At 72.5% G+C, this 23,536-nt stretch carries 24 protein-coding genes; 8 read left to right on the forward strand and 16 right to left on the reverse strand.

All coding sequences use genetic code 11. The features are described from left to right. Window positions 1-195: 195 nt before the first annotated feature. Window positions 196-414: a hypothetical protein gene (locus ACZ3YL_RS30930; RefSeq protein WP_188302838.1), complete on the reverse strand. Its 219-nt coding sequence runs from the start codon at window positions 412-414 to the stop codon at window positions 196-198. 253 nt (window positions 415-667) lie between these two features. Beyond that, the gene (locus ACZ3YL_RS30935; protein WP_188302839.1) at window positions 668-970 is read right to left on the reverse strand and encodes a hypothetical protein; all 303 of its coding nucleotides are present in this window, start codon (window positions 968-970) and stop codon (window positions 668-670) included. Between the two features lie 162 nt (window positions 971-1,132). Here ACZ3YL_RS30935 and ACZ3YL_RS30940 point away from each other — a divergent pair, with 162 nt between their 5' ends. Further along, entirely contained in the window at window positions 1,133-2,137 is a 1,005-nt protein-coding gene (locus tag ACZ3YL_RS30940; protein WP_465660537.1) for a LuxR family transcriptional regulator, read from the forward strand. Window positions 2,138-2,217: 80 nt separating this feature from the next. Here ACZ3YL_RS30940 and ACZ3YL_RS30945 read toward each other — a convergent pair whose 3' ends face one another. Together ACZ3YL_RS30945 and ACZ3YL_RS30950 are read right to left on the reverse strand one after the other, a co-directional pair. Next, complete coding sequence (locus ACZ3YL_RS30945) at window positions 2,218-3,036, reverse strand: ABC transporter permease (protein WP_188302841.1); 819 nt, start codon at window positions 3,034-3,036, stop codon at window positions 2,218-2,220. Beyond that, complete coding sequence (locus tag ACZ3YL_RS30950; RefSeq protein ID WP_465660538.1) at window positions 3,033-4,130, reverse strand: ATP-binding cassette domain-containing protein; 1,098 nt, start codon at window positions 4,128-4,130, stop codon at window positions 3,033-3,035. Before ACZ3YL_RS30950 ends, ACZ3YL_RS30945 begins: the two co-directional genes overlap by 4 nt. A gap of 455 nt (window positions 4,131-4,585) precedes the next feature. Between ACZ3YL_RS30950 and ACZ3YL_RS30955 the strand changes: the two genes are divergently transcribed. Both ACZ3YL_RS30955 and sbnB read left to right on the forward strand, forming a co-directional pair. Next, on the forward strand, window positions 4,586-6,814 hold the full coding sequence (locus ACZ3YL_RS30955) for an MMPL family transporter (RefSeq protein ID WP_188302843.1): 2,229 nt from the start codon (window positions 4,586-4,588) through the stop codon (window positions 6,812-6,814). Between the two features lie 43 nt (window positions 6,815-6,857). After that, window positions 6,858-7,865: a 2,3-diaminopropionate biosynthesis protein SbnB gene (gene sbnB, locus ACZ3YL_RS30960; protein ID WP_465660539.1), complete on the forward strand. Its 1,008-nt coding sequence runs from the start codon at window positions 6,858-6,860 to the stop codon at window positions 7,863-7,865. Window positions 7,866-8,012: 147 nt separating this feature from the next. On the opposite strand, the gene metG is transcribed toward sbnB, so the two are convergent. The 4 genes from metG to ACZ3YL_RS30980 all read right to left on the reverse strand — a co-directional run bounded on the left by metG (window position 8,013) and on the right by ACZ3YL_RS30980 (window position 13,597). Then, the gene (metG, locus tag ACZ3YL_RS30965; protein ID WP_465660540.1) at window positions 8,013-9,734 is read right to left on the reverse strand and encodes a methionine--tRNA ligase; all 1,722 of its coding nucleotides are present in this window, start codon (window positions 9,732-9,734) and stop codon (window positions 8,013-8,015) included. 198 nt (window positions 9,735-9,932) lie between these two features. Continuing rightward, a complete protein-coding gene (locus ACZ3YL_RS30970; RefSeq protein WP_188302846.1) occupies window positions 9,933-10,133 on the reverse strand; it encodes a DUF397 domain-containing protein in 201 nt (66 codons plus the stop codon). Next, window positions 10,130-10,978: a helix-turn-helix domain-containing protein gene (locus ACZ3YL_RS30975; protein WP_188302847.1), complete on the reverse strand. Its 849-nt coding sequence runs from the start codon at window positions 10,976-10,978 to the stop codon at window positions 10,130-10,132. The genes ACZ3YL_RS30970 and ACZ3YL_RS30975 overlap by 4 nt, the downstream gene beginning before the upstream one ends. A gap of 570 nt (window positions 10,979-11,548) precedes the next feature. Further along, on the reverse strand, window positions 11,549-13,597 hold the full coding sequence (locus ACZ3YL_RS30980; RefSeq protein ID WP_465660541.1) for a serine hydrolase domain-containing protein: 2,049 nt from the start codon (window positions 13,595-13,597) through the stop codon (window positions 11,549-11,551). A gap of 267 nt (window positions 13,598-13,864) precedes the next feature. Between ACZ3YL_RS30980 and ACZ3YL_RS30985 the strand changes: the two genes are divergently transcribed. Together ACZ3YL_RS30985 and ACZ3YL_RS30990 are read left to right on the forward strand one after the other, a co-directional pair. Next, window positions 13,865-15,232, forward strand: coding sequence for a sensor histidine kinase (locus ACZ3YL_RS30985; RefSeq protein WP_188302849.1), 1,368 nt, complete (start codon window positions 13,865-13,867; stop codon window positions 15,230-15,232). Beyond that, window positions 15,196-15,846, forward strand: a complete 651-nt coding sequence (locus tag ACZ3YL_RS30990) for a LuxR C-terminal-related transcriptional regulator (protein WP_188302850.1) — start codon at window positions 15,196-15,198, stop codon at window positions 15,844-15,846. The genes ACZ3YL_RS30985 and ACZ3YL_RS30990 overlap by 37 nt, the downstream gene beginning before the upstream one ends. A gap of 16 nt (window positions 15,847-15,862) precedes the next feature. On the opposite strand, the gene cutA is transcribed toward ACZ3YL_RS30990, so the two are convergent. The 5 genes from cutA to ACZ3YL_RS31015 form a co-directional block, all read right to left on the reverse strand. Continuing rightward, complete coding sequence (cutA, locus tag ACZ3YL_RS30995; RefSeq protein ID WP_465660542.1) at window positions 15,863-16,192, reverse strand: divalent-cation tolerance protein CutA; 330 nt, start codon at window positions 16,190-16,192, stop codon at window positions 15,863-15,865. Between the two features lie 114 nt (window positions 16,193-16,306). Further along, complete coding sequence (locus ACZ3YL_RS31000) at window positions 16,307-17,212, reverse strand: class I SAM-dependent methyltransferase (RefSeq protein ID WP_465660543.1); 906 nt, start codon at window positions 17,210-17,212, stop codon at window positions 16,307-16,309. A gap of 89 nt (window positions 17,213-17,301) precedes the next feature. Continuing rightward, window positions 17,302-18,270 carry an NAD(P)/FAD-dependent oxidoreductase gene (locus ACZ3YL_RS31005; protein WP_465660544.1) on the reverse strand — a complete coding sequence of 323 codons (969 nt, stop codon included), beginning with the start codon at window positions 18,268-18,270 and terminating at the stop codon, window positions 17,302-17,304. Window positions 18,271-18,334: 64 nt separating this feature from the next. Next, entirely contained in the window at window positions 18,335-18,553 is a 219-nt protein-coding gene (locus ACZ3YL_RS31010) for a hypothetical protein (RefSeq protein ID WP_223241747.1), read from the reverse strand. Beyond that, complete coding sequence (locus ACZ3YL_RS31015; protein WP_223241748.1) at window positions 18,550-18,828, reverse strand: hypothetical protein; 279 nt, start codon at window positions 18,826-18,828, stop codon at window positions 18,550-18,552. Before ACZ3YL_RS31015 ends, ACZ3YL_RS31010 begins: the two co-directional genes overlap by 4 nt. 387 nt (window positions 18,829-19,215) lie before the next feature. Between ACZ3YL_RS31015 and ACZ3YL_RS31020 the strand changes: the two genes are divergently transcribed. Next, window positions 19,216-20,277: an aldo/keto reductase gene (locus ACZ3YL_RS31020; protein WP_465660545.1), complete on the forward strand. Its 1,062-nt coding sequence runs from the start codon at window positions 19,216-19,218 to the stop codon at window positions 20,275-20,277. Here ACZ3YL_RS31020 and ACZ3YL_RS31025 read toward each other — a convergent pair. Together ACZ3YL_RS31025 and ACZ3YL_RS31030 are read right to left on the reverse strand one after the other, a co-directional pair. Further along, window positions 20,268-20,858, reverse strand: coding sequence for a GNAT family N-acetyltransferase (locus ACZ3YL_RS31025; protein ID WP_465660546.1), 591 nt, complete (start codon window positions 20,856-20,858; stop codon window positions 20,268-20,270). The two genes, ACZ3YL_RS31020 and ACZ3YL_RS31025, sit on opposite strands and share 10 nt — an antisense overlap. Window positions 20,859-20,881: 23 nt before the next feature. Beyond that, window positions 20,882-21,772 (reverse strand): NAD(P)-dependent oxidoreductase, encoded by an 891-nt coding sequence (locus tag ACZ3YL_RS31030; protein ID WP_465660547.1) that lies wholly within the window; start codon window positions 21,770-21,772, stop codon window positions 20,882-20,884. 97 nt (window positions 21,773-21,869) lie between these two features. On the opposite strand from ACZ3YL_RS31030, the gene ACZ3YL_RS31035 reads away from it, so the two are divergent. Continuing rightward, on the forward strand, window positions 21,870-22,202 hold the full coding sequence (locus ACZ3YL_RS31035) for a winged helix-turn-helix transcriptional regulator (RefSeq protein WP_465660548.1): 333 nt from the start codon (window positions 21,870-21,872) through the stop codon (window positions 22,200-22,202). Between the two features lies 1 nt (window position 22,203). On the opposite strand, the gene ACZ3YL_RS31040 is transcribed toward ACZ3YL_RS31035, so the two are convergent. Then, entirely contained in the window at window positions 22,204-22,692 is a 489-nt protein-coding gene (locus ACZ3YL_RS31040; RefSeq protein WP_188302858.1) for an LURP-one-related/scramblase family protein, read from the reverse strand. A gap of 95 nt (window positions 22,693-22,787) precedes the next feature. On the opposite strand from ACZ3YL_RS31040, the gene ACZ3YL_RS31045 reads away from it, so the two are divergent. Next, a complete protein-coding gene (locus ACZ3YL_RS31045; protein ID WP_188302859.1) occupies window positions 22,788-23,294 on the forward strand; it encodes a GNAT family N-acetyltransferase in 507 nt (168 codons plus the stop codon). Window positions 23,295-23,536: the final 242 nt, after the last annotated feature.

The following is a 23,536-nucleotide window of genomic DNA, read 5'->3' on the forward strand; positions in this document are numbered from 1 at the left end:
GGCGACAACGGTGATGCTGCTCATGATGAACCCCCGGTGACAAATGGAGTCGCGGGCCGTGGAATCGACGGCGGCGAATCGGCTGGAACGGATGAGCGCTCTGCCGGATCCGGCTTCCGCGCTGAATGCGGGGCGGACCCGGATCCCGAATCCGGCGAAAGGGCTTCGGGCCCCTTCGCGCCGGGTGACGGGATGTCAGTCCCAGATGATGTCGTCGCCGTGCACGGAACCGGCGCCCTTGCCGACCGGGCCGTCCCAGATGATGTCGTCACCGTGCACGGAACCGGCGCCCTTGGCGACCGGGGCAGCCGCCGCAGTGACGGCGCCGGCGACCGGCGCGGTGAGGGCGACGCCGGCGACCAGCAGGCCGAGGACGGCGGCGGTACGGGCGGCGACAACGGTGATGCTGCTCATGATGAACCCCCGGTGACAATGGAGCCGCGGGCCGTTAAATCGGCGGCGGCGAGACAGGTGATACGGATGAGTGCTGTGCCTGGTTCAATTCCCGCGGTGAATGACCGCGCGGGACCGGCTCTCGAATCCTCCGGAAGGGGGTTCCGGCCCCCTTCGGCATGACCAAGTCTGTCTCGCACACACGTTCCGTGCCACAGTTCTCCATGTCAGGGTCCTGCCCTGGCAGCACCCTGCACAGCGCCGGCACCGCGGGTCACTCCTCCAACAACGGCAGCCGGTCGTCGCTGAATTCGGCCGCCAGCCGCCATCCGCGCAGTTCAGGCGCGTCACGTAGGCAACGGCGGGTGATCCGTTGCGCGGCGGAATCCAACTCTCCGGATTTGGGCGGGCCGAGAAAGAAGACAAGATCGGCACCGAGGGGGTCGATCTCGACGTAAACGTGCTCCAGTCCGTCGGCCGGCTGGGCGGCCTTCCGAAGCAGTTCGACGAGTTTGTCGGGCGTGACCTGTTCCGGTCCGACCTTACCCCGAACCAGACGTCCGACAGTGATATACATGTCAAATCCTCTCGTGGGTGGACCCGCGCGAAGTCCGCAGGAAAGGGCATGGCCCCGAAACGGCGGGTGGTTGTGGGCAGGGTGTCGTAGCATGCCCCCGAGATCCGGCAATGACGTGGCGTCATCAGGCTCGAAACATCGGGGGGGCAGGCGGTGCTGTCAGTGTTAGGACTGGATCCCGACGCCGAGGCCGTGTACCGGACGGTGCTGACCCGTCCCGAACTCGGCATCGCGGCGGTGGCGCAGGACCTCGACTGGCCCGAACAACGGGTCCGGGACGCCCTGGACGGGCTGGCCCGGCTCACCCTGATCAGGCACTCCGAACTGGAGCCCGGGCACCTCCTCCTGGTCAACCCCGAGGTCAGCCTGGCCATGCTGATCGGCCGCCAGGAGGCCGAACTCGCCGAGCGGCAGCGCCAGATCGCCCAGAGCAGGCTGGAGGCCGCCAAGCTCGTCGCCCAGTACGCGGAGAACCGCAAGGGTGAACGGGGCCTGGGCGTCGAGCAGTTGGAGGGCGTCGACCAGATCCGGCTGCGGCTGGAGGAGCTCTCGCACTCCTGCACCAGCGAGATCATGGGCTTCGCGACCGGCGGCGGACAGTCGCCGGCCGCCCGCAGAGCCGGGCAGGTCGCCGACCAGGAGGTCTTCGACCGCGGCGTGCAGATGCGCAGCATCTACCTGGAGAGCGCCGCCAACGACGGCGGCACCATCTCCCACCTGGACTGGCTCACCGAGCGGGGCGCCCGGGTGCGGGTCGCCCCGTCGCTCCCGATGCGCCTGGTGATATTCGACCGCAAGGTCGCCGTCGTGCCCACCGATCCGGACGACACCAGCGTGGGGGCCCTGGTGCTGTCCGGTCCCGGACTGGTCTCCGCGCTCTGCGCGCTGTTCGAGTACGTCTGGGAGAACGCCGCCCCGTTCGGAAAGGCCCCGGCCAAGGGGGCCGAGGGCCTCAACCCGCAGGCGATGGCGGTGCTCAGCCTGCTCGCCCAGGGCCACACCGACGAGGTGGTGGCCCGCAAGCTCGGCGTCTCGGTGCGCACCTCGCGCCGGATCACGGCGGAGCTGATGGCCTGGCTCGGCGGCCGGAGCCGCTTCCAGGCCGGGGTGATCGCCGGCGAGCGCGGTCTGCTGCAGGGCGGCGCGTCGGCGCGCGAGGTCGACTGAGCACCCCGCGCGCCCACACCAACGGCCGGTCCGGGCAGGACGCGTACCGCCCCGCCCGGACCGGCCTGCCCGGTGGACCGTCAACGCGTCACCGCGGTGCGGTAGACCCGCAGGTTCACCGGGATCAGCACTGCGAGCAGGGCCGCCACCACGATCACCGCGAGCAGCACCGGGTGCCGGTCCGGCAGGCTGTCCCCGACCACCGTCGGGGCGTTGCCCCACAGCTCCCGGCAGGCCGCGGCCACGAGGCTGACCGGGTTCCACTCGGCCACCGCGCGCAGCCAGGCGGGCAGCCCGGTCAGCGGCATGAACGAGTTGGACAGGAATGACAGCACCACCAGGAACAGCGCCGAAATGCCGTTGATCGCCTCGGCGTTGCGCATCAGCATGCCGACCAGCGCGCCCAGCCAGAGCATCGCGTAGGCGAAGGCCAGCACCAGCACGAAGCCCAGCGCCGCCGAGCCGACGTCCTGGTGGATCCGCCAGCCGACCCCGAGGCCGGCCAGGGCGACCGCGAAGGTGGCGGCCGCGGCGGTCAGCAGGTCGGCCGCGGTGTGGCTGACCAGCACGGCGGAGCGGCCCATCGGCAGCGAGCGGAAGCGGTCGATCAGCCCGGTGCGCAGGTCGGTGGCCACGCCCAGCGCGGCGACGCCGACGCAGGTCAGGCCGACCTGGGCGAACACCCCGGCCATCACGTAGTCGTGGTACTCGCCGGAGCCGGTCACCGTCACCACGCTGGCGAACAGGTAGCCGAGCACGACCACCATGGTCACCGGGGTCAGGGTGATCGCGATGACCTTCTCCGGGGTACGCCGCAGGTGCCGCAGGTGGCGGCCGATCAGCGCGGCGGTGTCTCCGAGGGCCGTGCCGAAGCCGGCCGGGGCGCCGATGTCACTCACTGCTGGTCTCCCGTCCGTCCGGTGGCGGCCGCCACCGGTTCGCGCTCGTCCGGCCCGTGCTGCTCGTCCGGGTCGCTCTGGGCGCTCTGGGCGCTCTGGGCGCTCTGGCCGGCCTGCTCGGTCTGCCGGGCCGCCTCCTCGGGGGCCCGGCCCAACTGGGTGCCGCGCCCGGTCAGGTGGAAGAACACGTCGTCCAGCGACGGGCGGCGCAGCGCGAAGTCCGTCACCGGCACGCCGGCCGTCTCCAGGGCGACCGCGGCGGCGGCGATCGTGCCGATGCCGTCGGCCAGTTGGACGGTGATCCGGCGCCCGGTGCGGTCCACCTCGGGCTGGGCGGCGGCCACCGGGGCGAGGACGGCCAGGGCCTGCGGAAGGGCCGCGTCGGTGGCGACGCCCACTTCCAGCCACTCCTCGCCGACCTTGCGCTTGAGCTCGTCCGGGGTGCCCTCGGCGATCACCTGGCCGGTGTCGATCACCAGGATGCGGTCGGCCAGGAAGTCGGCCTCCTCCAGGTACTGGGTGGTGAGCAGCACGGTCACCCCCTGGGCGACCTGCTCGCGGACCATCTCCCAGAGCACCAGCCGGCTCGCCGGGTCCAGCCCGGTGGTCGGCTCGTCCAGGAACAGCACCTCGGGCCGGCCGATCAGCGCGGCGGCCAGGTCCAGCCGGCGGCGCATGCCGCCGGAGTAGGTCTGGGCCGGCTTCTCGGCGGCGTCCTCCAGCTCGAACCGGGCGAGCAGTTCGGCCGCCCGCCCGCGGGCGCCCTTGCGGCCCAGGTGCAGCAGCCGGCCCAGGAGTTCGAGGTTCTCGCGGCCGGTGAGCAGCCCGTCCACGGCGGCGTACTGGCCGGCCAGGCCGATCCGCCGGCGCACCTGGCGCTGCTGGCGGACCACGTCGAAGCCGGCCACCTCGGCCCGCCCCTGGTCCGGTTCCAGCAGGGTCGCCAGGAGCCGGACGGTGGTGGTCTTGCCGGCGCCGTTGGGGCCGAGCAGGCCGAGGACGGTGCCGGCCGCCACCTCCAGGTCCACGCCCTTGAGCGCGTGGTGATCGCCGTATCTCTTGCCCAGTCCGGTCGCCCGAATCGCGGTGTCCATCATTCATTCCCCCTTCCACGGAGGTCAGTGGATCGTTCGGAAAACAGACGCCGGAGCGAATTCCCGGCGTGGAATCACGAAATTCGTTGGAATCGTGCGGAGGTCGGCCCGGTCGGGTCCCGACGTACTCGACGACCGGTCGGTCGCGTGGGGCGGCCGGCCGGATTTCCCGAATCATTGGCCCGGCGTCACCCGAATGTGGTCCGCTCGAATGGTTGTCCCTCAACGTGACCGACCGTAGCACCGGGGAATCGGGCCCGGTAAGGGGCTCCGGCCCGGCTCCGCTGGCAGCAGCTTGCCACCGCAGGATGCTGCAACTCCCGGAGGCCCCGCAGCCGTTCGGGAGGCTCTACGGTCATGTGTATTCCGCCGGTCCCCCTCATGCCGGTGAGGACACATCCCAACCCGACTGTCGCCACTGCGGCTTGATCATGCCGCCGATCGCAGGAGAGGTAATGGCAAGTCAAAGGAATTTCGCGGCCAGGCTGGGCGAGTGGAGTGCCCAGCACCGCAAGACCGCTGTCTTCGGCTGGATCATCCTGGTCGTCCTGGTCACCGTGCTCGGTGGCATGGCCGGCCAGAAGAGCCTGACCCAGGCCGACTACGGGACCGGGGAGTCGGGTCGCGCCGCCCAGGTCCTGAAGGACGCCGGGATCAACGATCCGGTCAACGAGCTGATCCTGGTCCACAGCGACGGCCTGACCTCGGACTCCCCGGAGTTCCGCAGCGCCGTCCAGGCCACCGCCGACGCGGTCGGCAAGACCGGTCTCGCGGAGAACCTGCGCGACCCGTACACCACCCAGGCCTTCTCGGCCGACAAGCACTCGGCGCTCATCATGTTCGCCGTCACCGGCGACCCGGACACCGCGGCCGACCGGATCGACCCGGTGATCACCGCGGTGCAGGACACCGCCAAGGCCCACCCGCAGGTGACCCTCGGCGAGTTCGGTGGCGCGACCGCCCTCAAGGGCATCAACGACAGCCTCGGCGATGACTTCACCCGCGCCGAACTGACCGCGCTGCCCGTCGCGTTGGGCATCCTGCTGGTGGTCTTCGGCGCCTTCGTGGCGGCCGTACTGCCGGTCGCCCTGGCGGTCACCGCCTGCATCGGCGCCATGGGCCTGCTCGCGCTGAGCAGCCAGGCCGTGCCGGTGGACGGCATGACCAACTCGGTGATGTTCCTGATGGGCCTCGCCGTCGGCGTCGACTACTGCCTGTTCTACCTGCGCCGTGAGCGCGAGGAGCGGGCGGCCGGCCGGGACAAGGCGACCGCGCTGCGGATCGCCGCCCACACCTCGGGCCACTCGGTGCTGGTCTCCGGCCTCACCGTGATGGTCGCGATGGCGGGCATGTTCCTCTCCGGACTGACCGTCTTCGAGGGCTTCGCGATGGCCACCATCGAGGTCGTCGCCGTCTCGGTGGTCGGCTCGATGACCGTGCTGCCGGCCCTGATGTCGATGCTCGGCGACAAGGTCGCGTCCGGCCGGATCCCGTGGATCAGCAAGCGCCGCCAGGCCTCCGCGGCCAACGTCAAGCCCGCCAACGCGCTGCTGCGCGGCGTGCTGGCCCGCCCCGGGATCTTCGCCACGCTGGCCGCCGCCGTGCTGGTGGCGCTGGCCCTGCCGGCGCTCGGCATGAAGACCGAGAAGCTCGGCATGGACAAGCTGCTGCCCTCGGACAACCCGCTGGTCTCGGTCTCGCAGCGGATCGACCGGGAGTTCCCCGGCTCGCCCTCGCCCGCCACCGTGGTGGTCAAGGCCGACAACATCGACTCGCCGCAGATCGCCAAGGCCGTCGAGGACTTCAAGCAGGCCGCGCTGGCCTCGGGCAAGACCGGCAACCAGATCGACGTGCGGTACTGGAAGGACAAGAACATCGCCCAGATCAGCGTTCCGCTGGCGGGCAACGGCACCGACGACACCTCCAAGGCGGCCCTGACGGCGCTGCGCGGGCAGATCGTCCCGCAGACCCTGAAGGCGGTGCCGGGCACCACCGCGCTGGTCGCCGGCGACCTCGCCTTCTCGGTCGACTACAACAACCAGCTGGACAAGAGCATCCTCCCGGTGTTCGGCTTCGTCATGGGCGTCACCTTCCTGCTGATGCTCTTCTCCTTCCGCTCGCTGACCATCTCGATCACCTCGATCCTGCTCAACCTGCTCTCGGTGGCGGCCGCGTACGGCGTGATGACCGCGGTGTTCCAGCACGGCTGGGGCGCCTCGATCGTCGGCACCAAGGCGCCGGGGGCGATCGAGTCCTGGATGCCGCTGTTCGTCTTCGTGGTCCTCTTCGGCCTCTCGATGGACTACCACGTGTTCGTGGTCTCCCGGATCCGCGAGGCCCACCTCTCCGGCAAGTCCAGCCGGGAGGCGGTCGGCCTCGGCATCCGCAACACCGCCGGGGTGGTCACCAGCGCCGGTCTGATCATGGTCGCGGTGTTCGCGGTCTTCGGCACCCTGGGCATGCAGGACTTCAAGCAGCTCGGCATCGGCCTGGCGGTCGCGGTCCTGCTGGACGCCACCCTGGTCCGCGCGGTGCTGCTGCCCGCGGTGATGGCCCTGCTCGGTGACGGCAACTGGTACCTGCCGCGCTGGCTGGGCGGCGGTCGCACCGCCCGCGCCCACTCCTCCGGGGCGCACGCCGCCAACGGGCAGCACGAGCCCGCCGGCACCGCCTACGTCGGCTGACCAGGCGCCCCTCCTCCTCCGTTCAGCACTGGAGCCCACCACCGTGTTCGAGTTCAGAGTCATCGACGGCACCACCGCCCGCGAGGTCATCGCGGGAGCCCGCCCGCGGATCGTCCAGGAGGTCCGGGAGACCTACCTGACCCACGGCGCCGGCGAGTCCGTGAACCCCGACAGCTACTTCCTGCGGTTCCCGGCCAAGCCCGACGCCCGGATCATCGCCCTCCCGGCCTACCTCGGCGGCGGTGTCGGCCTGGCCGGCATCAAGTGGATCAGCAGCTTCCCGGCCAACATCGAGCGGGGCGTCCCGCGCGCCTCGGCCGCCCTGCTGCTGAACGACTACGAGACCGGCTACCCGTTCGCCGTCCTGGAGGCCTCGCAGATCAGCGCGGCCCGCACCGCGGCCTCCGCCGTGCTCGCCGCCGAGGTGCTCAGCGGCGGCCGTACGGCGGGCCGGCTCGCGGTGGTCGGCGCCGGCATCATCGCCCGCAACATCCTGGAGTTCTTCGGCGCCCAGCAGTGGGCGATCGACGAGCTGGTGGTGCACGACCGCAAGGCCGAGTACGCCCGGGCGCTGGTCGACCACGCCGACGCCGAACTCGGTTACCCGGCACGGGTGGTGGAGGACCTGGCGGAGGCGCTCAAGGGCGCCGACGTGGTGGTGCTGGCCACCACCGCGGGCGAGCCGTACATCCTCGACCCGGAGACCTTCGCCCCCGGCCAGCTGGTGCTCAACATCTCGCTGCGCGACCTCGCCCCGGAGATCATCGGCGGCGCGTACAACGTGCTCGACGACGTGGAGCACTGCATGAAGGCGAACACCTCCCCGCACCTGGCCGAACAGCTGTACGGCAACCGGGAGTTCGTCACCGGCACGCTCGCCCAGGTGATCGAGGGCGAGGTCGCCGTCGGCACCGACCGCCCGGTGGTCTTCTCCCCCTTCGGCCTCGGCGTGCTCGACCTCGCGGTCGGCGCGCTGGTGCACGACGAGGCGGTGGCCGCGGGCAAGGCCACCCAGATCCCCGGCTTCTTCGCGGAGACCAGCCGCTGGTAGTCCTCAGCGCGGCCCCGCCCCACCGGGACCGCTGACACCGGGTCCGTCCCCCAGCGGGCCCGTCACCACCGACGAGGGCCCCGACCGGTGAACGGTCGGGGCCCTCGTGGGGTTCGTGCGCCCTAGGACACGCCCTCGCCTCCCGCCCTACGCCTCCGTACCGCCGAACCGGGCGGTCCAGGCCGCCAGGTCCTCGTCGGTGATCTTCGCGAACAGCACCGGCGGCACGGTGAACGGCGTTCCGGCCGGCACGAGGTCCAGCGCCCGCGCCTCGTCCCCGGTGATCCAGGTGCGCTCGTCCGCGGGCAGCGCGAAGGCGCCGCGCATCGCCGCCGCCGCGGCCGGGATGAACGGCTCGGACACCACCGCGTACAGGTGGATCAGGTTCATCGCCGTCCGCAGGGTCAGCGCCGCCGCCTCCGGGTCGGTCTTCACCTGCCGCCAGGGCGCCGTCTCGTCCAGGTAGGAGTTGCCCGCGCTCCACAGCGCGCGCAGCGCCTGGGCGGCCTTGCGGAAGTTGAGCGCCTCCAGCTGGGCCTCGTACTCGGCCAGCAGGCCGGCGATCTGCCCGCCCAGCCGCGCCTCGGCCTCGCCCGGCTCCGCCCCGGCCGGGACGTCGTCGCCGAAGCGCTTGCGGCTGAACGAGAGCACCCGGTTGACGAAGTTGCCGAGGGTGTCGGCGAGGTCCTTGTTGACCACCGAGGCGAAGAGGTCCCAGGTGAAGCTGGAGTCGTCCGACTCGGGGGCGTGCGCCATCAGGAAGTAGCGCCAGTAGTCGGCCGGCAGCAGCTCCAGCGCGACGTCGGTGAAGATGCCGCGCTTCTGGCTGGTGGAGAACTTCCCGCCGTAGTACGTCAGCCAGTTGAAGGCCTTGACGTAGTCGACCTTCTTCCACGGGCGGCGCGAGCCGAGGATCGTCGCCGGGAACATCACGGTGTGGAACGGGACGTTGTCCTTGGCCATGAACTCGGTGTAGCGGACGGTCTCGTCGGCCTCGTACCACCAGGACTTCCAGTCCCGGTCCTGCCCGGCCGGGGCGGCGTCCGCCCACTCCTTGGTGGCGCCGATGTACTCGATCGGGGCGTCGAACCAGACGTAGAACACCTTGCCCTCGGCGGCCAGTTCGGGCCACACGTCGGCCGGCACCGGGACGCCCCACTCCAGGTCGCGGGTGATCGAGCGGTCCTGCAGGCCCTCGGTCAGCCACTTGCGGGCGATCGAGGAGGCCAGCACCGGCCAGTCGTCGCCGTGCGCGGCGATCCAGGCCTCGACCTCCTCGGTCAGCTTCGACTGGAGCAGGAACAGGTGCCGGGTCTCCCGGACCTCGAGGTCGGAGCTGCCGCTGATCGCCGAGCGCGGCTCCAGCAGGTCGGTCGGGTCCAGCACCCGGGTGCAGTTCTCGCACTGGTCGCCGCGCGCCTTGTCGTAGCCGCAGTGCGGGCAGGTGCCGACGATGTAGCGGTCCGGCAGGAAGCGGCCGTCGGCGTTGGAGTACACCTGGCGGATCGCGCGCTCCTCGATGAAGCCGTTGCGCTGCAGCTCGCGGGCGATCTCCTGGGTGATCTCCCGGTTCTGCGGGGAGGAGCTGCGGCCGAAGTGGTCGAAGGACATCCCGAAGCCGTCGTACACCGCCTGCTGCGCGTCGTGCGCCCGGGCGCAGAACTCGGCGACCGGCAGCCCGGCCTCCTGGGCGGCCAGTTCGGCGGGCGTGCCGTGCTCGTCGGTGGCGCAGATGTACAGCACCTCGTGGCCGCGTTGGCGCAGGTAGCGGGAGTAGACGTCCGCCGGGAGCATCGACCCGACCATGTTGCCCAGGTGCTTGATCCCGTTGATGTACGGAAGGGCGCTGGTGATCAGGTGCCGAGCCATCCTCGGATGCTCCGATTTCTCCCGCACGCGCACCCCACCCGGAGTGCTGTGCCAGGCGCAGGGGTCCACTGTGGGCTGCCAAGCCTACCGCCGCCGGGCCGGCGGTCCGTTCCGCCTCACGGCCACGCCCACGACCGGGTCACGGGCGGGTTCACGGGCGATTCACGCCCGGGTTCACAGCCGGGTTCACGGCCGGGTTCACAGCCGGGGCAGCTCGGCGTATCGGTCGAACTCCCCGGCCTTCACCCCGCGGACGAACGCCGCCCACTTGCGCGGCGTCGTCCGCACCACCACGTCGGGCCGGTCCGACTCACGGATCTCCACCAGACCGGCCCTCGCTCTGACCTCGACGCAGTCGGTGCTCTCACCGCTGGCCGACGCCTTGCGCCAAACGTTCATGCGAAATCTTTCAGTAAGGCCCGGATGAAGTCCTGGGACTCCGCCGTCCCGAGCGCGATCGCCGCGGTCTTCTCCTTGATCCGCCGGTAGGAGGCCAATTCCGCTTCGGAGTGCACGAACTTCGGCCCGTGGGAGAGGTCGATCTGGACGGTGTCGAGCTCCGGGACGGGCCCGCGGGCGAGGTACAGGCTCTCCCCGGACCCGGTGTAGGTGGGGACGCTGAACGGGATCACCCGGATCTCCACGCCGGGGCGCTCGGAATTCTCCAGCAGGCCCACCAACTGGGCGCGCAGCACTTCGGGGCCGCCGAACTGCATCCGCAGCGCGGATTCGTGCAGGATTGCGCTGTACGGCTTCGGACGGTCCACGAAGATCTGCTGGCGCCGAATCCTGAATGCCTTCCGGACCTCCGCCTCCTGCCGGTGCTGCGCGGGGAGCCGCTCGAACACCGCGGCCGCGTAGTCCGGGGTCTGCAGCAGCCCGGGGATGAAGGTGCTGTTCAGGATGGACAGCGACGCCGCGTGGTGTTCCATCTCCGCGATGTCGACGATCCCGCTGGGCATCCGCCCCCGGTAGCCGTCCCACCAGTACTTCCGGCGGTCCTGCGTCATGGCGAGCAACGCGTCCAGGTACGGGCCCTCCGGGCAGCCGCAGGTGCGCGCCCAGAGCCGCAGCCGCTCGGCGCTGATGCCCGACTTCCCGTTCTCCATCTGGGAGATCTTGGGCAGGTCGGTGCCGATCGTGGCGGCCAGGCTTTTGGGCGTCACGCCCATGCGTTCGCGCATCTTGCGCAGTTCGATCCCCAGGCGCTGCTGGCGCACGGTCGGCGACAAGCGGGGTGGCATGACTCTCTTCTCCGGATCGCGGCTACGGTCGATGCTTCCGGTGAAGTGTGCCGTGCACACCCGGCCCTAGCTAGCGAATTGGGCGATACCCCACGATGGAGTGAACGTCCAGTCCCTCGGTAGCAACTCTGGCACCCTGACTCTAGGGTCATCCGTGTCACTCACTGACTTGTTGTCCCCTAAACAGTCGCCAATCAGCCGTAAATACACACCAGATGCATGGTCAGGGCGCTCGACATCACCGACCGGAGACAGCCATGCCCCTTCACCCGCCTCTCCGCCTTCCCCCTCGCCCCCACCGCATTTCCGCAACCCGGTGAATGCCCTTCTCGTCGCGGGATTGTCCGCCCTCCTCCTCGCCGTCCTATTCGTCGGCTGGCTGGTCTGGCTGGTCAACGTCCAACCCCGGGAACTCCGAGCGACAAAGCGCGACTTCACCCCCCGCCCGCCCGCCCCCAGCCGGCCCGAGTAGCGAATCACCCCCACCCTCCCGAGAGCGCACGCCCCGGAAACGCCGGAGGGCCCGGAGCCTCCCCGGCCCCGGGCCCTCCCGTTCCCCCGCACCCGCCCTCACCCGATCAGATCCAGCGACCCGGCCACGTACCCCGTCCCGATCAGGTCGTAGCCCCCCGCCAGCACCAGGAACAGCAGCGCCGCCACCGTCACCCCGGTGTAGTGCAGCCGACCGAACACCCCCCACCAGCCGCGCCGCCAGGCGATCACCGCGCAGACCACCATCAGCAGGGTGAGCACCGCCGCCCCCGCGTACATCGCCGGCACCACCGTCAGCAGCGCCGAATCCCCCAGGAACAGCGTCTGGTTGAGCGCGTTGGAGTCCGAGGTGAGGAGCGCGAAGCACACCGTGGCGGCGACCAGCACCGCCCCGGTCACCCACCCCAGCAGCCGCGCCACCGGCTGCCCGGCCCGCCCCTTGCCCCGCGCGGACCGCACCACCGCGGCCACCAGCCAGCCGATCACGGTGAGCCCCAGCACCGCCAGGCTCCCGATCGCGATCCGCTGGTGCAGCTCGGGGGCCTGGTACCAGGCCAGCGGCTGGTAGGCGATGGTCGGGTCGCCGTCCGTCAGCATCGAGACGACGTCCCCGTCGCCGTTCAGCTCGAAGGCGAGCTGCGCCGCGCCGCCGACCTGCTGGAAGAGCCCCGGCTGCACCTGCTCCCACTGCGTCTCGGTGACGCTCGGGTCCCGGCTGACCGGCCCGGTCACGACCAGCTTCCCGTCCCGGGCCGCGATGTGGACGGAGCCCATCAGCGCCGCCGCCTTGGTCAGGTTGGACTGGCTGACCCGGGTCGACCGGTAGTCGCCGGTGTACTTGCCGAGGTCCCCGCCCACCGTCGCCGGCGCGGCGGCGGCAGTGGAAGCCGGGTAGAAGCGGTCCACGAAGGCGTTGAGCACCTGCTGGGTCGTCCACCCGCCGGTGGCGTCCTCGCCGTCCCCGTTGACGGTCACGTACAGCCCGACCCCGCGCGCCGGCAGCAGCGCCAGGTTGCTGTGGAAGCCGGGCACGTCGCCGTCCTTGACCAGCAGCTGCTGCCCGTTGCGGTTGCGCTGTTCGAGCAGGTACGCCATGCCGGGGATCCGCTGGTCGGGCCCGAAGTGGCGGGCGAGCAGCAGGCCGTCGCCCTCCCGGTCGAGGATCGAGCGGCCGTCCAGCGAGCCCCCCTGCAGCTGGGCGAGCATCAGCCGCCCCATGTCGGTGACGGTGGTGACGGCGGCCGCGCCGGTCGGGGTGAGCGGCCCGTACAGCCCCTTGGTCTCGGTCTGCCCGTCCCCGTCGGGCCGGTAGCCGTGGGCGAGGTCGGCGTCGATGCCGGCCGGGTGCGGCTGGGTGAAGGTGGTGCGGTCCATGCCGAGCGGCTGCAGGACGTGCTCGGCGACGTACTGGTCGAACGGCTGTCCGGAGACCACCTCGACCAGGTAACCGGCCAGCGCGACGCCGTAGTTGTCGTACGCGGCGGTCACCCCGGGCGCCCGGACCCGGTTCGGCTGGTGGGCGGCCAAGGTGGCCCCCAGGCTGCCGATGTGCTCCGGTCCGGTCTCGGCGAGGCCCATGAAGGTGTCGTCGAAGCCCCCGGTGTGGGTGAGCAGGTTCTCCACGGTGACCGGGTGCCCCGGGTAGCTGTCCTTGATCCGGAAGCCGGTCAGGTAGGTGTTGACGTCCGCGTGGAGGTCCAACTTCCCGGCCCGGACCTGCTGGAGGACGGCCACGGCGGTGAACACCTTGGCGTCGGAGCCCATGAAGAACGCCGTCCGGGCCGGGTCGACGGCCTTGTGACCGGGCACGTCGGAGACCCCGTACCCGCCGGCGAAGACCTGCTGCCCGCCCGCCACCACGCTGACCGCCGCGCCGGGGATCTTGTGCTCGGCGAGCAGTTTCGGCACGATCTCGTCCAACAGCCGCTTCACCGACCCGGGGTCGGGTGGTGCCGTCGAGCCGCCCGCCGTCGCCGAACTCCCGCTGCCCTCCGTCGTGGTGGCCGCGTGGGCCCGGTCCGGCGTGAGCCCGTACAGGAACAGACCGATCGCCGCGAGCACCAGGATCAGTCGCACCCAACCCCGCCGGACCAGCGGCCGGCTCCCCTCGGCACGTCGCACGCTCATGGTGAACTCCCGTTCGGTACAAGTGGCTTGTGGAAGCTCCGGCGCCCTGCGGCGGGTCGCTTCCCGACACCCCCAACACTAGGTCGGGGGGCACCTCCGGGACATGGCCTCTGGGCGTCGATCGGGGGGTGTACCCAGGTACCACCAACAGGGGTCCAGGGCCCAGTGATCGAAGCGGCGCCGGACGGCAGTCTTGTTGTCGTCAGCAAGCAACGCAACGGGTAGGGATACCGGCCGCGAGGCCGTCACGGAAGGGGCCGAGCGGTCATGACCAGCAGCATCACCACGGGAGTTGTGAGCAACGTGCAGAAGACCGACACCACGAGCGGCCGCACCGGCCGACGGAACCCGCTCGGCGCGCTGCGCAACGCCGTCGCCTCGCTCTTCCGCGGCCCGGCCCTGGCCGCCTTCGCGGTGCCGCAGCTCCTGCTGCTGACCGCCGCCACCGTCACCGCCTCCCTGCTCGGCCTCGGCGTCGGCGCCCTGCTGGTGCCGCCCACCATCCTGGCGGTCCGCGGCCTGGCCGGCCTGCGGCGCCGGCTGGCCGCCCGCTGGTCCGGGGTGGAGATCCGCGACCCGTACCAGCCGCTGCCGGACGCCGAGGCGGGCTTCAAGGGCGCCTGGAAGCGCTGCCAGGCGATGCTGTCGGACCAGGCCACCTGGCGCGACCTGCTCTGGCTGCTGGTCGATCCGCTGATCGGCCTCACGATGGCGCTGCTCCCGCTCGCGGTGGTCGCCTACGGCGTCTTCGGCCTGGTGCTGCCCCAGGTCTGGCAGTCGCTCGCCGACAACGGCGGCAACACCTGGTACCTGTGGTTCCACGTCACCGACTCGGCCACGGCCGGCACCGCCGCCCTGTTCGGCGTCCCGGTGATGCTGGCCGGCCTGGCACTCGCCCCCGCCGCCCTGCGCGGCCACACCGCGCTCGCCAAGGCGCTGCTCGGCCCGACCGCCCGGGCCGAGGCGCTGGCCGCCGAGCGCAAGGTCGCCCACCTCACCGAGACCCGGCGCGACGCGCTGACCACCCAGGCCGCCGAGCTGCGCCGGATCGAGCGGGACCTCCACGACGGCGCCCAGGCCCGGCTGGTGGCCATGGGCATGAACCTGGGCGTCGCCGAGCGGCTGGTCGAGCGGGACCCGGAGGCCGCCAAGCAGCTGCTCGCCGAGACCCGCCAGGCCTCCGCCTCCGCTCTCAACGAGCTGCGCGACCTGGTCCGCGGCATCCACCCGCCGGTGCTCGCCGACCGCGGACTGGCCGACGCCGTCCGGGCCCTGGGCATGGACAGCCCGCTGAACGTGACCGTCTCCGCCGAACTGCCCGGCCGCCCCGAGGCCCCGGTCGAGTCCGCCATCTACTTCGCCGTCTCCGAGGCTCTCACCAACGCCGCCAAGCACTCCGGCGCCGCTCACGTCGACGTCCAACTCTGGTACGAGAACGGCACCCTGAAGGCCCAGATCACCGACGACGGCACCGGCGGCGCCGACCCCTCCCGCGGCACCGGCCTGCGCGGCCTGGAGCGCCGACTTGCTACCTTCGACGGAGTCCTGGCCGTCCGCAGCCCGCTCGGCGGCCCCACGACCCTGACGATGGAGCTGCCGTGCGAGTTGTACTCGCGGAGGACCTCTTCCTCCTGAGGGACGGTCTGATCCGGATGCTGCAGGCCTACGACTTCGAGGTCGTGGCCGCGGTGGACACCGGACCGGACCTCCTGCAGGCCCTCCTCACCGAACGGCCGGACGTGGCAGTCGTCGACGTACGACTGCCCCCGACGTTCACCGACGAGGGCCTGCAGGCGGCTCTGGAAGCGCGCCGGCAGATCCCAGGTCTGCCGGTGCTCGTGCTGTCCCAGTACGTGGAGCAGCTCTACGCCAAGGAGTTGCTCGCCGACGGCAGCGGCGCGATCGGCTACCTGCTGAAGGACCGGGTCTTCGACCCCGACGAGTTCGTGGCGACGGTCCACCGGGTGGCGGCGGGCGGCACCGCCCTCGACCCGCAGGTGATCGCGATGCTGGTCAGCAACACCGAACGCACCAAGCCGATCGGGCGCCTGACGCCGCGTGAGCGCGAGGTGCTGGAGCTGATGGCGGAGGGCCGCTCGAACGGGGCGATCGCCGAGCGGATGGTGATCACCGAGCGGGCGGTGAAGAAGCACACCGCGAACATCTTCCTCAAGCTCGACCTGCCGCCCTCCGAGGAGGACCACCGCCGGGTGCTGGCGGTGCTGGCCTTCCTCCAGGTCGCCCCCTGACCCGCGAGGACCGGCCCTACGAGGCGGTCTCCCCGGCCACCCAGCGCAGGTAGCCGGGGCTGCCGGACACCACCGGCACGGCGATCACCTCGGGCGTCTCGTACGGGTGCCGCTCGGCAACGAACCCGCTCAGCCGGTCGGCGAGTTCGGCCCGGGTCTTGAGGTCGATCCGCCACTCCTCGGCGTCCCGCACCTCGCCCTCCCACCAGAACACCGACCGCACGGGGTACACCTGGGCGCAGGCCGCCAGCCGCTCCCGCACCACGGCGGAGGCCAGCGCGCGGGCCTGCTCCTCACTCTCGTGGGTGGTGGTCACCACGACGAAGCCCTGCCCGTTCACTGCCATCCCCCGAGACTAGCCCCGGCCCGCAGCCGACACCCCAGCCCGACACCCCAGCCCGGCCCCGCCCGCCACGGCCTCGGAAGCGCGGGCGGACGGGGCCGGGGGCGACGGGGGTGGCTACGCCCTGCGGGCGGTGTGGACGGTCATCGCGGACAGGTAGAAGGCGTCCGACCGGTGCAGGATCCCGGTCGGGGCGTCCTCGTCGATCAACGCCTCCAGGGTGGCGCGGTCCTCCGGGTCGAGCACCTCGGCGAGCTGGTCGTGGCGCCGGGCGAGCTGGGTGCGCAGGTACGCGCGGACCGGGCGCTCCAGCGGGGCCGGGCGGTCGACCAGGAAGGTGCGGGTGCCGCTGGGCGCGAGCCCGGCCCGCCGCAGCATGGCCGGCCAGTCCTCGATCTCCTCGGTGGCGCCCGGCAGTTCGGCCCGCATGGTGGCGAAGCCGTCCTCGTGCGCGGCGTCCAGCCGGGCCTGGAAGCCGGGCCGGCCGAGACCGAAGTCGCGGGGCAGGAACCGCGGCGGCAGTCCGCTCTCGGCGACGGCGAGCAGCCCGCCGGGGCGCAGCCGTCCGGCCAGGGCGGTGAGCGCGGCCTGCTGGTCGCCGAGGTGGTGGATGGCGTTGCCGGACCAGATCAGGTCGGCCTCGCCGAGCTTGTCGAACTCGGCGGGCAGGTCAGCCTGTTGGGTACCGAGCCGGCCGCCGGAGCGGGTCCGGGCGCGCTCCAGCAGGGCGGCCGACTGGTCGACGGCGACCACCTCGGCCGCCGGGAAGACGTCCGCGAGCAGCCCGGCGATCACCCCGGGCCCGGCGCCGACGTCGAGCACCCGGCGCACCCCGCCGTCCCCGGCGAGACCGGACAGCCAGTGCCCGGCCCCGGTGACGGCCTCGGCGCGCAGTTCGGCCTCCTGTTCCAGGTGCGCCGCGAGGGCGTCCCAGTCGAGGTCGGCGGCGGGCACCTGCCCGTGGCCGTGCGCATGCCCGTGCCCGTGCCCGGGCTGCTGCTGGCGGTGCTGGTGTGCGGACATGGTGTCCCCTCTCGGTGGCTGGATCGGCGCTGGTCGGCGCTGGATCGTCGATGGATCGGCGCTGGGTGGATCGATGGCAGCCTGCCCGCTCAGACGGCCAGCGCCGGACCGGACGCGCGGCTGAGCCCGACCGCCCGGCCGATCTCCTCGTCCAGCAGGTCGTGGTTCAGGGCGAAGGCGGCGGCCGCGCCCATCCCCGCGGCGCTGACCACCTGGGCGCGCGGGTCGGCGACGTTGCCGACCGCCCAGACGCCGGGCACGCTGGTGCGGCCGGTCCGGTCGGTGGTGACCCAGCCGTTGTCGTCCCGGGCGCAGTCCAGGCCGAAGAGCAGCGCGTCCCGGGGCATCGGCTGCGGGACGACGAACACCGCATCGCGGGTCACCACCTGCCCGTTGTCGAGTTCGACGCCGCGCAGCCGTCCGTCGTCGGCGACCAGCCGGACGATCCGGCCCTCGACCACCCGTACGCCGCGCGCCGCGAGGCGCTCGCGCTCGGTGTCGGTCGGCGCCAGGGTGTGGGCGAGCAGCACCACGTCGGCCGACCACTGCCGCAGCAGCAGCGCCTGGCCGACCGCCCCCGGGGCGGTGCCGAGCACCCCGAGCGGGCGGTCGCGGACCTCCCAGCCGTGGCAGTACGGGCAGTGCAGCACATCCCGGCCCCAGCGTTCGGCGAGGCCGGGCAGTTCCGGCAGCCCGTCCCGCAGCCCGGTGGCGACGACCAGCCGGCGTGCGTGCAGCACCGGCCCGCCCGCCAGGTGGACGACGAAGCCGAGTTCGGTCGGTCCGGCGTCCTCGACGTGCTCGACCCGTCCGTCGATCAGGTCCGCCCCGTACCGGGTGACCTCCGCCCGGCCGACCGCGAGCAGCGCGGCCGGGGGCATGCCGTCCCGGCTCAGGAAGCCCTGCAGGTGGGCGGCGGGGGCGTTGCGCGGTTCACCCGCGTCGACCACCGCGACCCGCCGCCGGGCCCGGCCCAGCACCAGGGCCGCGTTCAGTCCCGCCGCACCGGCACCGACCACGACCACGTCGTAGCGCTCCGCCGTACTCTTCTCGCTCATCGTCGCTCACCTCCACCGCCAGGCTGCGGCCGACCATCCGGTATCGGCAAGCTTTGTTGCCATCTCAGCAAACACCTCCCGCCCCGCCCCCGGTCCGCCGCCAGTACGAGCGGGCGGCCACCGCCAGCGCCACCCCGTACCCGGCGAAGGCGCCTGCCCCGACCCAGGCCACCTGCAGAGCCCGCCCGGGCGTGGCCGGCTCGCCCTGCCGGATACCGACCACCCCGACCGAGCACAGCGACAGGTAGCCGATCCCGACCAGCCCGTACGGCACCAGCGTCACCGCACCCAGCAGCGCCGGGGCGAGCGGCAGCCGGCGCGGCCGGCGCGGCCGCGCAACGGCAGGGTCCAGCGCGGGAACACCTGCCCCCACGGCCGCACCAGCCCCCACAGCAGGAACACCCCGACCGCCGCCGGCAGCACCGTCCCGTCCAGCCCCCAGCGCTCCAGGGCGAGCCACAGCCCGGAGGAGCCGTTGTGCCCGTAGCTCGCGTACATCCGGTCGCCGCCGATCCCGGCGAAGCTGCCGCCGAACGCCCAGACCAGCTTCATCACCACGTACGGCAGGAAGGCCAGACTCCCCGCCCAGGCGGCGAGTTGGACAGCCGCCGGGGCCGACGAAGGAGCCGGGCGGGCCGCCGAGGGCCCGTCCGCGACCGGCCGCCGGGCCCGGGCGGCGCCGGCCAGCAGCAGCGCCCCGGCCGCCGCCAGCGCCGCTCCTGACCCACCCGCGCGCCACCATGGCCCCAGGCTCGCCCGCCCGGCCCCGCCCCGGCCTCCCCCTGGATGCCCATCCCGCTCCCCCGCCCGGGGGGATCCCGCCGACCCCTTGCCTTCGAGCGCACTCCAACTCCTAGCCTCTGACCCACCACCGCAGCACCGCCCCACCGCAGCACCGCCCCACCGATCGACCGATCGACCGATCGACCGACCTAAGGACCCCCCATGCGCTACCGCGCCCTCGGCGGCACCGGCATCGAGGTCAGCGCCTACTGCCTCGGCACGATGATGTTCGGCGCCATCGGCAACCCCGACCACGACGACTGCGCCCGGATCATCAACACCGCACTCGACCGGGGCATCACCTTCGTCGACACCGCCGACATCTACTCGGCCGGCGAGTCCGAGGAGATCGTCGGCAAGACCCTGGCCGCCCGCGGCGACCGGGACGACATCGTGCTCGCCACCAAGGCGCACTTCCCGATGGGCGAGGGCCGGGGCCGCGGCGGCAACTCCCGGCGCTGGATCGTCCGCGAGGTCGAGGAGAGCCTGCGCCGGCTGCGCACCGACCGGATCGACCTCTACCAGATCCACCGGCCGGACCACACCACCGACATCGAGGAGACCCTCGCCGCCCTGGGCGACCTCGTCCGGGCCGGCAAGATCCTCGCCTTCGGCTGCTCGACCTTCCCCGCCGAGCAGATCGTGGACGCCCACCACGTCGCCGAGCGCCGCGCCCTGCCCCGCTTCCGCACCGAGCAGCCGCCCTACTCGCTGCTCGCCCGCGGCATCGAGCGGGACGTCCTGCCGGTGGTGCAGCGGCTCGGCATGGGCGCGCTGACCTGGGGCCCGCTGGCCGGCGGCTTCCTCACCGGCCGCTACCGCAAGGGCCGCCCGGTCGACCTCAGCACCGGGCGCCCCGCCATCAACCCGGGCCGCTTCGACCCGGCGCTGCCCACCACGGCCACCAAGCTGGACGCGGTCGAGGCCTTCACCGAACTCGCCGACGGCCTCGGCCGCACCCTGCCCGAACTGGCCACCGCCTTCCCGCTGGCCCACCCCGCCGTCACCTCGGTGATCATCGGCCCGCGCACCATGGACCAGCTCGAATCCGCCCTCAAGGCCGCCGACCTCGTCCTGGACGACGCCACCCTGGACCGGATCGACGCCATCGTCCCGCCCGGTACCGACCTCTACCAGGCCGACGGCGCCTGGCAGCCCCCGTCCCTCACCACCCCGGCCCTGCGCCGCCGCCCGACCCCCGACCGCTCGGCCGGTCAGGCGTAAGGGAGCCGACCGTCCCCCCTCGGCGCGGCGAAGCAGTGGACGAGGACGGTACGGCCGGAGGCCCACCGCTGTTCGCCGCTGCCGATCAGGGTCCAGCCGAGGCGGCGGTAGAGGGCCAGGGCGGCGGTGTCGGTGGCGAGCACGTCGAGCACCGGGTGCAGCCCGAGCGTCCGGGCGTGCACCACGGCGTGGGCCAGCAGCCGGGCGCCGGCGTCCCGGCCGCGGGCCGCCGGGGCGACGTACAACCGGCCGATCACGGCGGTGAGTTCCGGTCTGCCGCCGGTGCGCAGGCTCCACAGTCCGGGGGCCAGGTCCCCGGGGCCGCTGCGGACCAGCCCGATGTGGCCGGCGATCCGGCCGTCCGCCTCGGCGACCCAGGCGGCCAGCAGGCCGTCCGGGGTGAGCCAGGCGGCGGGCCGCTCGGGCCATTCGGCGGGGTAGCCGTCGGTGGCGTGGACGTCGCCCAGGGCCCGTACGCAGTCGGCGAGGTCGGCGGCGCGGCGCCGGCGGACGCCCACCCCCGCCCCGGTCCACCGCGGGCCGGACGCGACGACATTGGCGCGTTCTTCAAGGTCAGCCATGCCGGTACGTTACCGGCCGGCCCTCACCGCCGCAGCAGGTCGACCACCCCGGTGAGGTCCTCGGCACCGCCGCCGAGGGCCAGCCGGTGCTCCATCAACCGAAAGTACGGGGACAGCAGCTCGACGCTCACCCGCTGCTCCTCGGCGGTGCGCAGCAGCGTCTCCTTGCCCGCCACCTGCATCCCCAGGCCGGAGACCACACCCGTCGTGTAGTCCCCGCTCTCCAGCCGCGCCGCCGTCCGCTCCACCGACCCGGCCATCGCGGTGAGCCAACTCCCCAGCAGCGGCGCCAGATCGCCCGGCTCCACCGCCTCCCCGCGCACCAGCGCGAAGGCGTGGGCGACCCCGGCGAACATCCCGTACATCGCGCTGAGCAGCGCCACGTCGTGCAGCGCCGCGTACCCGGCGTCCGCCCCGACGTACCGGGCCCCGGCCGGGACGGTCAGCACCTCCCGGTGCTCCTCGAACAACTCCCCCGAACCGCTGTAGAACACGTACGCCCCGGCCCCGGGGACGCCGATCATCGGTGGAACGGCCATGATCCCGCCGTCCAGGTAGCGGGCCCCACGCGCCTCGGCCCAGACGGCCCGGGCGCGGGCCTGCCCCGGGGTGCCGGTGACCAGATTGACCACGTCCTTCCCCGCCAACTCCACCCCGGCCAGAGCCTGTTCGACGGACTCGTCGTCCAGCAGGCAGACCACCACCAACCGCCCGGCCGCGACCGCCCCGGCGGCGGTACCCGCAACCACCGCCCCCTCCTCCGCAAGCGGTCCGGCACGCCCACCGGACCGGTTCCACACCGTCAACGCATGCCCGGCGGCGAGCCAGGCCCGCCCCAGCGCGCTGCCCATCGCCCCCAGCCCGAGCAGCACCACAGCACTCTTCCCGCACCCCTCAACTGCCTTCTCTCCCATGCCGATCAGCCTCGGCCAGGCCCCACCCGTGATCAAGTACGCACTTCGGAGTGGGTGGTTACCCTGGGGTGAGCGACGAGGTCGGAAGGGGTGGGCCATGGCAACCGTGCCGAGGCCGGGGGCGCACGTCTGCGGGATCGACGCCGCGATGGACGTGATCGGCGGCAAGTGGAAGGTGCTGATCCTGTGGGCCCTCGGCGAGCGCCCGCACTGCCGCTTCGGCGAACTGCGCCGGCTGGTCCCGGGGATCACCGAGAAGGTGCTGACCGCCCACCTGCGCGAGCTGGAGGCGGACGGCATCGTGCACCGGGAGGCCCACGACGAGGTCCCGCCCCGCGTCGAGTACGCGCTGACCGACGCGGGACGGCACCTGAACGCGGCACTGGCCCCGCTGGGAGCCTGGGGCCGGAGCCACGTCCTGAACCGATGACTCAGTGCTCCTCCTCCACCAAGTGGTCGACACACGCCGCGATCGCGAGCAGCAGCCCGGTGTCCGCCCCGTCCGCGATCTCCACCCCGTACGTGTCGCGCACCCGGAACCACTTGCGCGAGATCCGGGCGAGCCGGTCCCCGTGGTGGTTCTCGATCCGGTAGTCCTTGTCGATCAGATCGCCGTGGATCCGCAGCTCGCCGCCGGAGGCCAGCTCCACCAGGTACTTGTCCCGGAACGGGGTGAACAGCTTCTCCCGTACGGTCGCGACCACCTCGCCGTCGGCGTCCTCGATCTTCATCGCGTCGCGGACGGTGAGCATCTTCTCCCTCACCACGGCGACCACCCGCCCGTGGGCGTCCTTCAGTTCGAAGGTGTGCCGCAGCCGCAGCACCTTGCCGTCCACCAGGTAGGCCTTGTGCCCCCGGTCGTCCTCGATCCAGTAGTCGTCACCGACCGCGAACAGCTTCTCCCTGACCAGGTACCGCACCACAACCTCCTCCGTCGTCGGACTCGAACCACCCATTCGACCCGCCCCCGCACCCGCCGCGAAGCACCGCCGCGCCGCACCGCTTCAATAACGCCATGCTGATCACACCCCTGCACACCGCACGCCTCGACCTCCTCCCCCTCACCCCCGACCACGCCGACGAACTCGCCGCCGCCCTCGCCGACCCCGCCCTGCACACCTTCACCGGCGGCCGCCCCGCCACCCCCGAGGAACAGCGCGCCCGCTGCGCCCGGCTCGCCGCCGGCTCCCCCGACCCCACCGAGATCTGGGCCAACTGGGTCCTGCGCCTGCGCGCCGACGGCACCCTGACCGGCTACGTCCAGGCCACCGTCCACCCCGCGGCCGCCGAAGCCGAACTCGCCTGGGTGGTCGGCACCCCCTGGCAGGGCCGCGGCCTGGCCACCGAAGCCGCCCGCGCCCTCCTCACCCACCTCACCGCCACCGGCCTCACCACCGCCCTCGCCCACATCCACCCCGACCACCACGCCTCCGCCCACATCGCCCGCACCCTCGGCCTCCACCCCACCCCCCACACCCAGGACGGCGAAACCCGCTGGCAGGCCGATCTCCCCCACCCGTAACATCCGCGCCCCCGCGCCCTCCCTACCCCAGCACGGACGCGCAGGGCGAAAGCCCGCGCGCCCACAACACCCCTCACCCCCCACACCCACCCACCCCCAGCACCCCCACCCGCACCCACCCACCCCCGCACCCCTCCCCCCACCTCCCCCACCCACCCACCCCCTCCCCACCAGGCGAGAGGGACGCGCTGCGGAAGGGGGCGGCGCAGGGGGTGGCTGCGGAGAGGGGCGTGACGGGTGAT

The organism is Kitasatospora sp. NPDC023176 (assembly GCF_055560495.1).